At 45.5% G+C, this 14,610-nt stretch carries 13 protein-coding genes; 6 read left to right on the top strand and 7 right to left on the bottom strand.

Annotated features, from left to right (window positions below; translation table 11 throughout):
* Positions 1-82: 82 nt before the first annotated feature.
* From ACSLUR_RS10715 to ACSLUR_RS10690, 6 genes are all read right to left on the bottom strand, one after another.
* Positions 83-985, bottom strand: coding sequence for a hydroxymethylglutaryl-CoA lyase (locus ACSLUR_RS10715; protein ID WP_448554410.1), 903 nt, complete (start codon positions 983-985; stop codon positions 83-85).
* The gene (locus tag ACSLUR_RS10710) at positions 985-3,078 is read right to left on the bottom strand and encodes an acetyl/propionyl/methylcrotonyl-CoA carboxylase subunit alpha (RefSeq protein WP_448554408.1); all 2,094 of its coding nucleotides are present in this window, start codon (positions 3,076-3,078) and stop codon (positions 985-987) included. The genes ACSLUR_RS10715 and ACSLUR_RS10710 overlap by 1 nt, the downstream gene beginning before the upstream one ends.
* 73 nt (positions 3,079-3,151) lie before the next feature.
* Complete coding sequence (locus ACSLUR_RS10705; protein WP_448554406.1) at positions 3,152-4,024, bottom strand: enoyl-CoA hydratase/isomerase family protein; 873 nt, start codon at positions 4,022-4,024, stop codon at positions 3,152-3,154.
* A gap of 6 nt (positions 4,025-4,030) precedes the next feature.
* A complete protein-coding gene (locus ACSLUR_RS10700; protein WP_448554404.1) occupies positions 4,031-5,638 on the bottom strand; it encodes a carboxyl transferase domain-containing protein in 1,608 nt (535 codons plus the stop codon).
* A gap of 29 nt (positions 5,639-5,667) precedes the next feature.
* On the bottom strand, positions 5,668-6,837 hold the full coding sequence (locus tag ACSLUR_RS10695) for an isovaleryl-CoA dehydrogenase (protein ID WP_448554402.1): 1,170 nt from the start codon (positions 6,835-6,837) through the stop codon (positions 5,668-5,670).
* A gap of 188 nt (positions 6,838-7,025) precedes the next feature.
* A complete protein-coding gene (locus ACSLUR_RS10690) occupies positions 7,026-7,454 on the bottom strand; it encodes a MerR family transcriptional regulator (RefSeq protein WP_116018087.1) in 429 nt (142 codons plus the stop codon).
* A gap of 366 nt (positions 7,455-7,820) precedes the next feature.
* Between ACSLUR_RS10690 and ACSLUR_RS10685 the strand changes: the two genes are divergently transcribed.
* On the top strand, positions 7,821-9,005 hold the full coding sequence (locus ACSLUR_RS10685) for an acetyl-CoA C-acyltransferase (RefSeq protein ID WP_448554399.1): 1,185 nt from the start codon (positions 7,821-7,823) through the stop codon (positions 9,003-9,005).
* Between the two features lie 53 nt (positions 9,006-9,058).
* Here ACSLUR_RS10685 and ACSLUR_RS10680 read toward each other — a convergent pair whose 3' ends face one another.
* Positions 9,059-9,256: a hypothetical protein gene (locus tag ACSLUR_RS10680; protein WP_448554397.1), complete on the bottom strand. Its 198-nt coding sequence runs from the start codon at positions 9,254-9,256 to the stop codon at positions 9,059-9,061.
* 261 nt (positions 9,257-9,517) lie between these two features.
* Here ACSLUR_RS10680 and ACSLUR_RS10675 point away from each other — a divergent pair, with 261 nt between their 5' ends.
* The 5 genes from ACSLUR_RS10675 to gmhB all read left to right on the top strand — a co-directional run bounded on the left by ACSLUR_RS10675 (position 9,518) and on the right by gmhB (position 14,439).
* Positions 9,518-10,675, top strand: a complete 1,158-nt coding sequence (locus ACSLUR_RS10675) for an acyl-CoA dehydrogenase family protein (RefSeq protein ID WP_448554395.1) — start codon at positions 9,518-9,520, stop codon at positions 10,673-10,675.
* An 86-nt stretch (positions 10,676-10,761) separates the two neighbouring features.
* The gene (locus ACSLUR_RS10670) at positions 10,762-11,901 is read left to right on the top strand and encodes an enoyl-CoA hydratase/isomerase family protein (RefSeq protein ID WP_448554393.1); all 1,140 of its coding nucleotides are present in this window, start codon (positions 10,762-10,764) and stop codon (positions 11,899-11,901) included.
* Between the two features lie 135 nt (positions 11,902-12,036).
* The gene (gene mmsB / locus ACSLUR_RS10665) at positions 12,037-12,951 is read left to right on the top strand and encodes a 3-hydroxyisobutyrate dehydrogenase (protein ID WP_448554391.1); all 915 of its coding nucleotides are present in this window, start codon (positions 12,037-12,039) and stop codon (positions 12,949-12,951) included.
* Positions 12,952-12,970: 19 nt separating this feature from the next.
* Positions 12,971-13,732 carry an SDR family oxidoreductase gene (locus tag ACSLUR_RS10660; RefSeq protein ID WP_448554389.1) on the top strand — a complete coding sequence of 254 codons (762 nt, stop codon included), beginning with the start codon at positions 12,971-12,973 and terminating at the stop codon, positions 13,730-13,732.
* Positions 13,733-13,887: 155 nt separating this feature from the next.
* A complete protein-coding gene (gene gmhB, locus ACSLUR_RS10655) occupies positions 13,888-14,439 on the top strand; it encodes a D-glycero-beta-D-manno-heptose 1,7-bisphosphate 7-phosphatase (RefSeq protein WP_448554387.1) in 552 nt (183 codons plus the stop codon).
* Positions 14,440-14,610 lie beyond the last annotated feature (171 nt).

Genomic DNA, 14,610 nt, shown 5'->3' with positions numbered 1-14,610 from the left:
GATTGTTGTATTTTTGTTACGTAGCTTTTGTACGTAATCTTTATCTGTAATTTTTGTATGTGTTTTTATTTTTATTGCTTGTTTATCGTTGGCTTGCTAACGCATTGGCCACTTTTGACATCGGCGATCGACCCAGTTTGTCACTAATAAACCAACTGGTTTCAATTAATTTATAGAGATCAACGCCTGTCTCAATGCCATGGCCATTAAGAAGATAAAGCACATCTTCTGTGGCAACATTGCCAGAAGCACCTTTTGCATACGGGCAGCCTCCCAGCCCACCAACAGAGCTGTCAACCACACTAATGCCCATTTGTAATGCACAGTAAATATTAGCCAGTGCTTGGCCATAGGTATCGTGAAAGTGGACGGCAAGTTTATTGATTGGTACTTGTTTGCTCACTGCCATTAACATGCGCTTAACGCTGGCTGGCGTGCCAACACCAATAGTGTCACCAAGTGAAACTTCATAGCAGCCCATCTCTACTAGGGTTTTAGCGACATCAGCGACTTTTTCCGGTGCTATTTCGCCCTCGTAAGGGCAGCCAAGCACACAAGACACATAGCCTCTAACCTTGATGCCATGTGCCTGTGCGCTGGCTACCACTGGGGAAAAGCGCTCTATGCTTTCGCTAATAGAGCAGTTAATATTTTTTTGACTAAAGGCTTCAGAGGCTGCGCCAAAAATCGCGACTTCTTCTACGCCTGCGGCAAGTGCAGCTTCAAAACCTTTAAGATTTGGTGTTAGGGCTGCGTAAGTGACCCCTGCTTTTTTATTGATACCTTGGCAAACCTCAGTTGAGGTCGCCATTTGCGGTACCCATTTAGGGGAGACAAAACTGCCTGCTTCAATATAACTGAGCCCTGCATCGGTTAAGCGATTAATCAGCGCAATTTTATCGGCAGCGCTAATAAGCTGTGCTTCATTTTGCAGACCATCACGTGGCCCAACTTCGACAAGCTTAACGGTTGAGGGCATTGCCATTAGCTGTTCTCCGCGTTTGCAATTGCAGCGGCTTCAAAGCTTAATAGCTCTGCACCACCATCAACCATATCGCCTGCTGTAAAAAACACATCCGTTACCGTGCCATCACTCGGCGCTTTAATGGTATGTTCCATTTTCATCGCTTCCATGATCACCAAAGGTTGATTTTTAACAACGGAATCGCCAGCATTGACCAGCACCGCGACCATAGTGCCGTTCATCGGCGCCGATAAGCCGCCCGATTGATGTTCCGCCTCATTGTCACCTAGATCTGGTAATACCTGAGTAAAGTTAAATACGCCGTTAGGACGAAACAGACTGATTTGCTTGTTTTGAGAGCGTTTATACTGAGCTTGTTGATGTTCGTTAATCGCAATTTGCGCACTGCCGCGATAACCATCAATAATAAAATCTAACTGACTACCGCAAATTTGCCCTTGGCAGTTATGGCGCTTGTCGCCAATATGAATGTGATAAGTGACATCCCCATTGCTGCTAGGCTTTTGCACGCTGGTAATTTCAAATATTTGCTCCTCGTGCAAGGTCGAGTGGGCAAGGGTCAGTGATACCTGATTTGGCTGATTAAGTCGCCAGCCAATCGCCTGATGCCAAGGGGAGCTTGGATCTGTGCTTGCGGTTGCAACTTGTTTTGCGTCTTGCGCTTGTTTGAGTAACAAATACAGAGCCGCCATCGGTAATTCTTGCGACAGGGTTTGCTGATCTTCATGGAAGATCAATGCTTGATGTTTTTCGATAAAGCCCGTGTCGAGTTCGGCATCAACAAAAGGCTTACTGGTAGCTAAGTTATATAGGAAGTCGATGTTAGTGGTCACGCCGCTAACACGATATTCCGCTAGTGCTTTGCTTAACCGCTGTAGCGCTTTTTCACGAGATTCATCCCAAACCACCAGTTTGGCAATCATAGGATCATAGTAAACACTGACCTCATCCCCTTGCAGTACGCCAGTATCAATGCGAACGTGCTCGCTTTCTTGCGGTGTTTGTAAAAATGTCAGCTGACCGGTTGCTGGCAAAAAGTCGTTGGCTGGGTCTTCTGCATAAATGCGTGCTTCAAAGGCATGGCCATTGATGGCTAATTCATTTTGTTGTTTCGGCAATGGCTCGCCAGCGGCAACACGCAGTTGCCATTCCACGAGGTCTTGACCACTAATATATTCGGTAACCGGATGTTCCACCTGCAAGCGGGTATTCATTTCCATAAAATAGAAAGCTTGCTCACCAGTTTCGGGGTGTGTGTCCAGTAAGAATTCCACTGTACCCGCGCCGCGATAGCCAATGGCTTGAGCAGACTGAATAGCAGCCTGGCCCATTTGCTCGCGTAATGTTTCGCTCATATGCGGAGCTGGCGCTTCTTCAATCACCTTTTGATGACGACGCTGAACCGAGCAATCGCGTTCAAACAGGTAGACCGCATTGTCGTGATTGTCGCAAAATACTTGAATTTCAACGTGACGTGGTTGCGTTAAATATTTTTCCACTAGCATGGTATCGTCGCCAAAACTAGCTGCTGCTTCACGTTTAGCAGCAGCGAGGCCATCGCTAAATTCGTCGCTTGACCATACTTGGCGCATGCCTTTACCACCGCCGCCAGCGGTTGCTTTAAGCAGCACTGGATAACCCATTTCGTCAGCCGCTTGTTTGAGCACTGCTTCCGATTGATCATTTCCGTGATAACCCGGTACTAGCGGCACCTGCGCTTGCTCCATAATGTTTTTAGCGGCAGATTTTGAGCCCATGGCTTCAATGGCTTCACTTGGTGGGCCAATAAAAGTGATCTGGTTTTCGGCACATAGGCGGCAAAATTCTGCGTTTTCCGAGAGAAAGCCATAGCCGGGATGGATGGCTTGCGCGCCTGTTTGCAATGCGGCAGCAATCACCTTATCAGCTTTTAAGTAACTGTCTTTTGATGGCGGGGCACCTAGATAAACCGCTTCATCGGCCATATTGACGTGTAAGGCGTTTTTATCGGCATCCGAGTAAACTGCAACGGTCGCAATCCCCATTTTTTGGGCGGTTTTAATGACGCGACAGGCAATTTCACCGCGATTGGCAATCAGTATTTTGGTAAACATTTTGGCCGAGCTTACTTGAGCTGAGCTTTGGGCTGTTGTTGTCATCGTTTTTGTCATTTTCTGATAGGCCCTTTTAGCTTGATTGCCAATTGGCAGGTCGTTTATCGAAAAAGGCGGTTAACCCCTCTTGTCCCTCTGGTGAGACGCGAATCGCTGCAATGCGCTGACTGGTTTCTTGAATTAGCTGGTCGTTGATGGGGCGGCCAGCGACATCCATTGCCAGTTGTTTGGCTTGCTTAACAGCATCAGGGCCATTGGCGAGCAGGGTAGTGATCACTTTTTGAACTTGCACGCTAAGTTGTTCGCTCGTGGTGATTTCATCCACTAGCCCTAGTTGTTGGGCTTTTTCTGCGCTAAAGCGTTCTGCGGTTTGGAAATAGCGGCGACTCGCTTTTAAGCCGATAGCACTTACCACATAAGGGCTGATGGTGGCGGGGATCAAGCCAAGTTTCACTTCGCTTAAACAAAAGCTTGCCTTGTCACTGGCTATCACCATATCGCAGCAGCTCGCCAAACCGACGGCACCACCAAATGCGGCACCTTGCACTTGGGCTATGGTCGTTTGTGGCATAAAATTTAAGGTGTAGAGCATTTCTGCAAGGGCATTGGCGTCTTTGAGGTTTTCTTCATAATTGTATGATGCCATGCGCTTCATCCAACTTAGATCTGCACCTGCTGAAAAGCTTTTTCCAGTTGATGCCAACACCATGACCCGAATCGACTCGTCTGCGGCAATGGTTTTAAATACTTGGGTAAGCTGACTGATAATGTCATCGTCAAAGGCGTTATGCTTGTCTGGGTTGTTTAAGGTGACGGTGGCAACACCATGGCCTTTGCTATCGCTGTCGACAGCAAAAAGTACCTTGTCTGTTATTGGGTTGTTAGTGCTAGTTGCCGCTGTATTCACTGCACTAACTGTGGCTGAAGAGCTTACTGAGTTCATCATCAACTCCTACATTCTGAACACGCCAAAGCGTGTTTCTTGAATAGGTTTATTTAGCGAAGCCGAAATGGCTAAACCGAGCACTTGGCGCGTATCGGCAGGATCAATCACACCATCATCCCACAGACGCGCCGAAGCGTAGTAAGGGTGACCTTGGTGTTCGTAATTATCGATGATCGGTTGCTTAAATTCGGCGGCTTGCTCGTCACTCCAGCTTTCACCGCGTTTAGCCAGTTGATCTGATTTAACTTGCGCTAATACGCCAGCGGCTTGCTCGCCCCCCATTACCGAAATTCTTGCGTTAGGCCACATAAACAAAAAGCGCGGGTCGTAAGCACGGCCGCACATGCCATAGTTACCTGCACCGAAGCTACCGCCAATTAGTACCGTAAATTTAGGTACTTGCGCACAAGCTACAGCGGTCACCATTTTTGCGCCATGCTTGGCGATGCCGCCCGCTTCATATTGCTGGCCAACCATAAAGCCAGTAATATTTTGCAGGAACACTAAAGGGATTTTTCGTTGGGCACAAAGCTCGATAAAATGCGCACCTTTTTGCGCCGACTCGCCAAATAAAATACCGTTGTTGGCAACTATACCAACCGGATAGCCAAAGATATGCGCAAAACCACACACTAAGGTGGTGCCGTATAAGGCTTTAAATTCATCAAACTCACTGCCGTCGACGATACGAGCGATTACTTCGCGGACATCATAAGATTGGCGTGCATCTTTAGGTACGATGCCGTAAATCTCTTGTGGGTCATAAGCCGGCGCGCTGACTTCTTTAACACTTAACTGCATGGGCTTAACGCGATTGAGGTTAGTGATGGCACTGCGCGCTAATGACAGGGCGTGGTGATCGTTTTGTGCGTAGTGATCGGCAACACCTGAGGTTCGGCAATGGACATCTGCGCCGCCTAGCTCTTCAGCACTGACCACTTCACCAGTGGCGGCTTTCACCAAAGGTGGACCAGCAAGGAAAATAGTGCCTTGCTCTTTAACGATAATCGACTCATCTGCCATGGCTGGCACATAGGCACCACCAGCAGTACAAGAGCCCATAACCACGGCAATTTGCGGAATACTCTGTGCCGACATATTGGCCTGATTAAAGAAGATACGGCCAAAGTGTTCGCGATCAGGAAACACTTCATCTTGGTTAGGTAGATTCGCACCGCCAGAATCCACCAAGTAAATACAAGGCAGGTTGTTTTCTTGGGCAATGGTTTGAGCGCGCAGGTGTTTTTTTACCGTGAGCGGGTAGTAAGTGCCGCCTTTTACCGTGGCGTCATTGGCGACAATTACACATTCCTGACCACCAACACGGCCGATGCCGGTAATGATGCCGGCAGCTGGCACATGGTCATCATAAACTTGATGAGCTGCTAATTGCGAAAGTTCTAAAAAAGGCGAGCCTGCATCCAGTAACTTGTATACGCGCTCTCGTGGCAGCAATTTGCCGCGCGCTAAATGACGCTCACGACTCTTCTCGCCACCACCTAATTGAATATCTGCAATAGTTGCATTGAGATCGTCAACTTGCTGCTGCATATGCGCTGCGTTATCAAGAAACTCCTGACTGCGCGCATTTATCTTTGATTGAATTTGTGCCATAGATTGTGCCTTTAAGTTAACAAACTGCCCTACTTACTTTCGTTAAACAGTTCGCGGCCAATCAACATGCGGCGAATTTCTGAGGTACCAGCGCCAATTTCATAGAGTTTGGCATCACGTAGTAGTCGACCTGCTGGGAATTCATTGATGTAACCATTGCCGCCTAATAGCTGAATCGCATCAAGTGCCATTTTGGTGGCCAGCTCAGCAGAATAAAGAATTACGCCAGCGGCATCTTTACGGGTGGTTTCACCGCGATCGCAGGCTTGTGCCACCATATAAATATAGGATTTAGCGGCGTTCATCTGGGTGTACATATCTGCCACTTTGCCTTGTACTAACTGGAATTCACCGATCGATTGACCAAATTGCTGGCGATCATGAATATAAGGCACAACGAGATCCATACAGGCGTCCATAATGCCTAGTGGCCCCCCAGAAAGGACAACGCGCTCGTAATCTAGGCCTGACATTAACACGCCAACGCCTTTGCCTTCTGCGCCAAGCACATTTTCGGCGGGTACTTCACAGTTCTCAAACACTAGCTCACAGGTGTTTGAGCCACGCATGCCTAGCTTGTCGAGCTTTTGATGGCGACTAAAACCGGGGAAGTCACGCTCAACAATAAAGGCGGTAATGCCTTTTGAACCAGCAGTAACATCGGTTTTTGCGTAGATAATGTAAACATGTGCATCTGGACCATTGGTGATCCACATTTTGTTGCCGTTTAACACGTAAACATCGCCGCGTTTTTCGGCTTTTAATTTCATGCTCACTACATCAGAACCAGCATTTGGCTCAGACATTGCCAATGCGCCAATATGCTCGCCGCTGCAAAGCTTAGGTAGGTATTTTAGTTTCTGTTCGTGACTACCGTTTTTACATAATTGATTTAAGCATAGGTTCGACATGGCACCGTAGCTCAGGCCAACCGATGCAGACGCGCGACTGATTTCTTGCATAGCAACTACATGTGCTAGGTAACCTAAACCTGTGCCGCCATATTCTTCTTCAACGGTCATCCCCAATAAGCCAAGATCGCCAAACTTACGCCACAAATCCATCGGAAATTCATTGTCGATATCGATTTGTGCAGCTCGTGGCGCAATTTCATCGCGGGCAAAGGCGTTAACCTGATCGCGGATCATGTCAACGGTTTCACCGAGGTTAAAATTAAAAGAAGAAAAACTGGCAATCATGGATGTTCCTTAATTGTTTGATTAACTGCTCAACTCGAGTAGGCGAGATAATCAGCGTTGTAAATGGCATTTGTTGTAATGTTTATTTTGTTTAATGCACTTAATCAGCGTGCACTTAAGTAGTGGACTGTGCTTAATCATTTTTATTTTGAGTTAGTCGTTAAGCACAGTCTCACTTGGTTGAATAGCTAGCGATTAGTTACCTTAGCTAAGGTGTTTAAACAGCTTTGTTCTAAATTTGTTAGTTCCACCAGCACGATTTTGATGTCTTCCAGTTGCTGGTGAAGATCTGCTTTTTTATCAGCAATCAATTCCAAGATGGTTTCCAGCTGCTTCGCGCTGGTCTTGTCTACATCGTAGAGTTCAAATAATCGTCCCGTTTCTGCCAACGAGAAGCCAAGGCGCTTACCGCGCAAAATAAGTTTTAAGCGAACGCGATCGCGCAAGCTGTAAATTCTGGTTTGGCCGCGACGGGTCGGGGCTAACAAGCCCTGATCTTCATAAAAGCGAATACTTCGTGTGGTGATATCAAACTCTTTTGCCAATTCGCCAATGGCATAAGTTTTAACTGCGGCACTAGCATCAGATTTGGCGTGGCTTTCAGTGTTACTCGACATATAAAAACGGAAAATAGTGAAAATTTACTTGCTCACCAATATAGGGTAAGTTTACGTTAAGGTAAAGCTTGGGGTTGGCTAACGTAATCGTACTTTTTGTAAGCAAAAGGTTACAGCTAGTCGAGTGTTTCGCGCAGTTAACTTTGCGCTAAAGGCAGATCCAAGCTTGAGATTGCTCTAGAGTATTTGCCAATTCGTATCAGCATTTAACTAGTTTATGGTGTGACTTAACGTTGGCGTAAAGGTGAATTTAAGATAGGCTAGCCGCCATCGATATGAGTTGCTAGTGATGTCAAACCATTAGCAGCACATCGATTAACACTAAATGCAATACTATATGCAACAAATAGAAGTGGAGACTAGGTTATGTCAGTGTCAGATCCCGTAGTAATTGTTTCAGCAACACGCACGCCAATGGGCGGTTTTCAAGGTTCACTATCATCAGTTACCGCGCCACAATTAGGTAGTGTCGCGATTAAAGCGGCGGTTGAACAAGCAGGTTTAGGCTCAGATCAAATCGATGAAGTCGTGATGGGCTGTGTGTTACCTGCGGGCTTAAAACAGGCGCCAGCACGTCAAGCTGCTTTAGGCGCTGGTCTTGCGCAATCAACACTCGCCAATACCATTAATAAAGTCTGTGGCTCAGGCATGAAGTCAGTCATGGATGTCCACGATTCATTATTGGTCGGCTCGATTAATGTTGCTGTGGCTGGTGGCATGGAAAGCATGTCAAATGCACCTTATATGTTGCCAAAAGCGCGCGGTGGTATGCGCATGGGACATGGTCAAGTGATTGATCATATGATGATGGATGGCTTAGAAAATGCGAACGATAGCGTCGCAATGGGCTGTTTTGCCCAATCAATGGCAGATGATGAGAATTACACGCGTGAAGCTATGGATGAATACGCAATTCGCTCTTTGTCTCGTGCTAATGCTGCAATTGAATCAGGCGCATTTACCAATGAAATTACGCCAGTGACGGTTTCATCTCGTCGCGGTGATACGATTGTCGATACCGACGAACAACCGGGAAATGCTCGCCCAGAAAAAATTCCTTCGTTGCGCCCAGCATTTAAAAAAGACGGCACAGTGACTGCTGCTAACTCTAGCTCAATTTCAGATGGCGCCGCAGCGTTAGTGCTAATGAAGCAATCAGAAGCTGAAAAGCGCGGCCTAACACCGATTTGTAAAATTGTCGCTCATGCTACACACGCGCAAGCGCCAGAAGAATTTACTGCTGCTCCTGTTGGTGCCATGAGTAAATTATTAGATCGCGCTGGTTGGTCAGTTGCTGATGTTGATTTATTTGAAATTAACGAAGCCTTTGCCATGGTGGCCATGCTAGGTATTGATAAATTAGGCCTAGATGTTGAGAAAGTGAATATCAACGGTGGTGCATGTGCACTCGGTCACCCTTTAGGTGCCAGTGGTGCGCGCATTATGGTTACGCTAATTCACGCGTTAAAAAATAAAGGCCTATCAAAAGGCGTAGCATCACTATGTATTGGTGGCGGTGAAGCAACCGCAATTGCATTAGAAATGTTCTAGTTTCTAAAGCACCTTTTATAGTGCTTTCCATGACGCTTTTTATAACGTAAAGGTTAAGCCAGCGACTGCCAATTTAGGCTTCGCATTAAAATAACAATAACGCTGGCTTGGCGAATAACGCTGATCATCAATAGATATGACTGATGACTAGTATAAATAAGCAATAAACGTAAACAACCAAAATACATTACAACAGGCTTTTTTAACACTTGCTTAGGTACTGGCAGCGCTACTGTTAAAGGTGTCGCCATAAGCCAAAACCCAAACAAGAATAAGAACAGAACCAAAATAAATTGGTCGAATATAGCAATTGTTAAAAAGCACAAACAGCGGATTAACTGTTGGCAACACAAATAGAGCGCTTTAATAAGTGTACTTTATTGTTGATGCCTAACTTCTGGCAGCTAGTTTCTAGTACTAGCCTTTAGTCTTTAACATTGACCAATAATGCTGGGGCTGATGACACTGAGCCTATAGTGAAGGTTACTCCGTGATTTATCGAGGAACTTTTTGTGAATTTTAACCTGACTGAAGATCAGCAAGCATTTGCTGATACTGCCAAGCAATTTGCCGATGCTGAATTGGCACCTTATGCAGCCAAGTGGGATGCCGAGCATATCTTTCCTAAAAACGTCATTACTCGCGCAGGTGAGCTAGGCTTTTGTGGCTTGTATACGCCAGAAGAAGCTGGCGGCTTAGGGTTAAGCCGTTTGGATTCCGCGATCATTTTCGAGCAATTGGCGATGGGCTGCACCGCAACCACGGCAATGATGACCATTCATAATATGGCGACGTGGATGATTGCCAGTTGGGGTAAAGATGCACTCAAACAAGCGTGGTGTCCAAGCTTAGTAACAGGTGAAAAGCTTGCCTCCTATTGCTTAACTGAGCCGGGTGCTGGCTCTGATGCAGCATCGCTTCGTACTTCTGCCAAACGTGACGGCGATGAATACCTTATTAATGGTACTAAGATGTTTATCTCTGGTGCAGGTGAAACGGATATTTTAGTGGTGATGGCTCGTACTGGCGGTGAAGGTGCAGCAGGTGTATCAGCAATTGCAATTGAGGCAGATACCGATGGCATTATTTATGGCAAGTCAGAAGAAAAGCTCGGCTGGAATGCCCAGCCAACCAAGCAAATTACCTTTGATAATGTCAGAGTTCCGGTTGCAAACCTGCTCGGTGAAGAAGGTGAAGGCTTTAAATTTGCCATGAAAGGGCTTGATGGTGGTCGCATTAATATTGCCGTGTGTTCAATAGGCACAGCGCAGCAGGCACTCAATACCGCAATGCGTTATATGCAAGAGCGTGAGCAATTTGGCAAACCTATCGCAGCCTTTCAGGGCTTACAGTTCAAACTGGCGGATATGGCAACTGAACTTGTTGCTGCTCGTCAAATGGTCAGGCTGGCAGCATTTAAACTGGACAATAACGATCCAGAAAAAACAGCGTATTGCGCAATGGCAAAGCGTTTTGCCACCGATATCGGCTTTAAAGTTTGTGATGCTGCGCTGCAAATTCACGGTGGCTATGGTTATATCAAAGAATACCCGCTGGAACGCCATTTTAGAGATGTGCGTGTTCATCAAATTTTAGAAGGTACCAATGAAATTATGCGTGTCATTATCGCCCGTCGGTTATTGGCCGAAGGCGCAGGTCAATTGCTCTAAGTATTCATGTCGCGATTTTATTCGTTACCTTTAATTTAAGTACCTTTAATTATAAATAATTAAATATCCCTTTTTAGGAAGCTTGTATGTCAGATGTAGTGCTATTTGAAACACTCAATTGTGTAAACGGTAAAGCGATAGGCGTTGTGACCCTCAATGCAGAAAAGTCGCTTAATGCCTTAAGCGGTGAAATGATCGCGGCTTTGTATCCGCAGCTGCTTGCTTGGCAGCAAGACGACACTATTGCAGCTGTTTTATTGCAGGGAAAAGGTGAAAAAGCGTTTTGTGCGGGCGGTGATATCGTCAAACTGTATCGTGAAATGTGTAACCACCCAGATGCGTATGCGCCAGAAGTTGAAGCGTATTTTGCCAACGAATACCGGCTTGACCACCTTATTCACACCTTTGGCAAGCCTTTTATGGTGTGGGGCAATGGTATTGTCATGGGCGGCGGTCTAGGAATGATGGTCGGCGGTAGTCATCGTATTGTTACTGAAACCAGTCGAATTGCCATGCCGGAAATCAGTATTGGTTTATTACCCGATGTCGGCGGAACAAAGTTCTTAAACGAAATGCCTGATAATTGCGGACTGTTTTTAGGACTGACCGGCGCATCAATTAATGCCGCGGATGCTAAATACACACATTTAGCTGACTTTTTTATGCTAGCAACGCAAAAAAGTGCGCTTTTAGATAAGTTAGTGACTATACAGTGGAGCGATACGGCTGCAGATAACCATACACTGTTGAGTTCACTGATAAGTGAATTTGAGCAAGCTGCACAGGCATCAATGCCTGTGTCACCAATACAAGAGCACAAAACACTTATTAGCCAAGTCACCTCGGCAAGTACCTTAACCGAAATTGTTAACGATATTGTTAACTACGAAATTGAAGATAAGTGGTTTAACAAAGCACAAGCTGCCCTTAAACACGGCAGCGCGATTAGCGCACACTTGGTTTATCGTCAGTTGCGTGAGGGCAAGGGAATGTCACTTGCAGATTGTTATCGATTTGAGCTGGGTCTGACTGTTAAGGGCGGCAAATATGGCGAGTTCCAAGAAGGCGTTCGCGCTTTACTCGTTGATAAAGACAACCAGCCGAACTGGCGGTTTGAGTCAATTGAGTCTGTCGATAATGACGTTATCGATTGGTTTTTTACGCCACCTTGGTCAGCATCAGAACATCCACTGCTTGATTTAGGAAAGGCAGAACAAAGTCTATAGCGCAGGCTTACTAAATACCTAATAAAAATAAAAGATAAAGCCAGCAAAATTATTACAACAAAAGCTGATGCGGTCTAATGCAGTTAAGGCAAATGGCTACACAGCAAGGCACAACAAAGTGCAAGGAGGTTCATAATGGCAATAAAAATCGCCTTTATTGGTTTAGGTAACATGGGTGGCCCTATGGCCATTAATTTGGTTAAAGCGGGGCGCGCAAATGGCAATAAGGTGTGCGTTTACGACTTATCGGCACAAGCTGTGGTTGATGTGGTGGAGCATGGTGCAGCCACAGCGGTCTCTGCCAGCAAAGCCGTTGACGATGCTGACGTGATTATTTCCATGTTGCCTGCGGGCAAGCATGTTGAACAACTTTACCTAAGCGAAGATGAAGGGCTTATTCACCATATCAAGCCGGGCGCTTTGGTAATTGATTCGTCAACCATAGATGCAAGCACGGCGAAGAAAGTGGCGGGTGTGCTTGCTGAGCAGGGAATTGATTTTATCGATGCACCAGTCTCTGGCGGCGTGGGTGGCGCTAAAGCGGGTACCTTAAGCTTTATGGTCGGTGGAACTGTTGAGAGTTTTACTCGAGCTGAACCTATTCTTTCGCAAATGGGCAAAAACATTTTCCATGCTGGTGAACATGGTGCAGGGCAAGTTGCCAAGGTGTGCAATAACATGCTGCTGTCGGTGTTAATGGTGGGTACCTCCGAAGCGCTACAACTTGGTATCGCCAATGGATTAGATCCAAAAGTGCTTTCCAACATTATGAGTAAATCATCAGGCAGTAACTGGACACTTGATGTCTACAATCCTTGTCCTGACGTTATGGAGAATGTGCCTTCATCTAATGATTATCAAGGCGGTTTTATGGTCGATTTGATGGCGAAAGATTTAGGATTAGCAATGGAAACTGCACTAGCTAGCAAGTCATCAACACCAATGGGTGCACTTGCCAGAAGTTTATATGCAATGCACGCACAAGCGGGTAATGGCGGTATCGACTTTTCCAGTATCTTTAAAATTTTTGAGCAAAACCAGAACAATTAAAAATTAGAAACGATTAACTATGAATGTAAAGAATAAAACAATTGTCATCACCGGTGGTGGTCAAGGGCTCGGGCGTGCTATTGCAGTCAATTTAGCTGAGCAAGGAGCAAAGTTAGCACTCATTGATTTAGATGCTGAGTTACTACAAGAAACAGTTTCCCTAGTAGAGCAAGCGGGTTCTTCAGCCAAGTTCTATATTGCCAATGTCACCATTGAGTCTGATGTGGAAGCCGTATTTGAACAAATCAACCAAGACTTTGAAGGCTTTGATGGACTCGTTAACAATGCTGGTATATTGCGCGACGGTATGCTGCTCAAAGAAAAAGACGGCGAAATTGTTAAGAAAATGTCGTTAGCACAGTTTCAGTCAGTTATTGATGTCAACCTGACTGGCGTATTCTTATGTGGTAGAGAAGCTGCTGCGCATATGGTTAAAAACAAACGCAAAGGCGTTATTGTTAATATGTCGTCAATTGCCCGCAACGGTAATATGGGTCAAACCAACTACGCTGCATCAAAAGCTGGTGTTGTGGCAATGACGGTTACTTGGGCCCGTGAGCTGGGGCGTTATGGTATCCGAGTAGGTGCAATCGCGCCGGGGGTTATCCGCACCGCAATGACGGATGCCATGAAGCCCGAAATGCGTGAACGTTTAGAGAAAATGAAACCTGTTGGTCGCCTAGGAGAAGCTGATGAAATTGCCCATACGGTAAAATACATTTTTGAAAATGAATTCTTTTCCGGACGTGTCGTCGAAATCGATGGCGGCTTAGCTATGTAGCTTATGTTATGCTGTGCTTAGGTGAGTAAAGGTTAGTTAGCGTATAATTAATACATAACTAGGTGAAAAGGCGAGTTTGATACTCGTCTTTTTCTTTATCTAGATTTAACACTAGCGATATAAGTACGCAGTAAATAGAACAACTAGAGTAGACCATGAAAAAAGCACTATTTTTAGACCGTGACGGCATTATCAATATTGATCACGGCTATGTGCACAAAATAGAAGAATTCGAGTTTGTCGATGGTATTTTTGACGTATGCCGTTATGCGTTAGACATGGGCTTTGAAATTATTGTCATTACCAATCAAGCGGGCATTGCGCGCGGTTATTACACTGTGGACGACTTTGACGTGTTAACCAATTGGATGAAAGTTGAGTTTGCTAAACGCGATATTCCAATTTCTGATGTCTATTTTTGTCCACATCATCCTAATCCCAAAAACCAAGGGCAGAGTCACAATGAATTTGTTAAAACTTGTGATTGTCGTAAGCCTGCGCCGGGAATGATTCTGCAAGCGGCAAAAGATCATAATATCAATATCGCACATAGTGCTTTTATTGGCGATAAGTTTTCAGATATGCAAGCGGCAGAAGCTGCAGGTATTCACAATAAGATACTGGTATCGAGCCAATACCAGGATGATGGAAATACTCACGCACACCGAATTACCTGTATTAAAGAAGCGGCAGCCTTCCTTTGTTAAGCCCAAAATTATCACGTTTGCGCAAAATGTAAGCACTTGAACTATAATTTTAAATTAATTTAAAAAAAGGTATTGACGCCCAGCTAAAAATCTCTAAAATGCGCATCCACTTCCACGGGGCAGCCCAACGAAGTGTTTTGATAAGTTTAGTTAGCAAGTTTGCTAAGTAAA

Source organism: Thalassotalea montiporae (genome assembly GCF_053485855.1).
Note: the sequence above shows the minus strand (reverse complement) of the source record. Positions and strands in the feature narration are given on the sequence as shown.

What these genes read in the sequence shown, in the direction of transcription:
- gmhB (WP_448554387.1), top strand. Translation starts at nt 13,888, where the DNA reads ATGAAAAAAGCACTATTTTTAGACCGTGACGGCATTATCAATATTGAT.
- ACSLUR_RS10660 (WP_448554389.1), top strand. Translation starts at nt 12,971, where the DNA reads ATGAATGTAAAGAATAAAACAATTGTCATCACCGGTGGTGGTCAAGGG.
- mmsB (WP_448554391.1), top strand. Translation starts at nt 12,037, where the DNA reads ATGGCAATAAAAATCGCCTTTATTGGTTTAGGTAACATGGGTGGCCCT.
- ACSLUR_RS10710 (WP_448554408.1), bottom strand. Translation starts at nt 3,078, where the DNA reads ATGTTTACCAAAATACTGATTGCCAATCGCGGTGAAATTGCCTGTCGC.
- ACSLUR_RS10670 (WP_448554393.1), top strand. Translation starts at nt 10,762, where the DNA reads ATGTCAGATGTAGTGCTATTTGAAACACTCAATTGTGTAAACGGTAAA.
- ACSLUR_RS10695 (WP_448554402.1), bottom strand. Translation starts at nt 6,837, where the DNA reads ATGATTGCCAGTTTTTCTTCTTTTAATTTTAACCTCGGTGAAACCGTT.
- ACSLUR_RS10700 (WP_448554404.1), bottom strand. Translation starts at nt 5,638, where the DNA reads ATGGCACAAATTCAATCAAAGATAAATGCGCGCAGTCAGGAGTTTCTT.
- ACSLUR_RS10705 (WP_448554406.1), bottom strand. Translation starts at nt 4,024, where the DNA reads ATGATGAACTCAGTAAGCTCTTCAGCCACAGTTAGTGCAGTGAATACA.
- ACSLUR_RS10690 (WP_116018087.1), bottom strand. Translation starts at nt 7,454, where the DNA reads ATGTCGAGTAACACTGAAAGCCACGCCAAATCTGATGCTAGTGCCGCA.
- ACSLUR_RS10680 (WP_448554397.1), bottom strand. Translation starts at nt 9,256, where the DNA reads ATGGCGACACCTTTAACAGTAGCGCTGCCAGTACCTAAGCAAGTGTTA.
- ACSLUR_RS10685 (WP_448554399.1), top strand. Translation starts at nt 7,821, where the DNA reads ATGTCAGTGTCAGATCCCGTAGTAATTGTTTCAGCAACACGCACGCCA.
- ACSLUR_RS10715 (WP_448554410.1), bottom strand. Translation starts at nt 985, where the DNA reads ATGGCAATGCCCTCAACCGTTAAGCTTGTCGAAGTTGGGCCACGTGAT.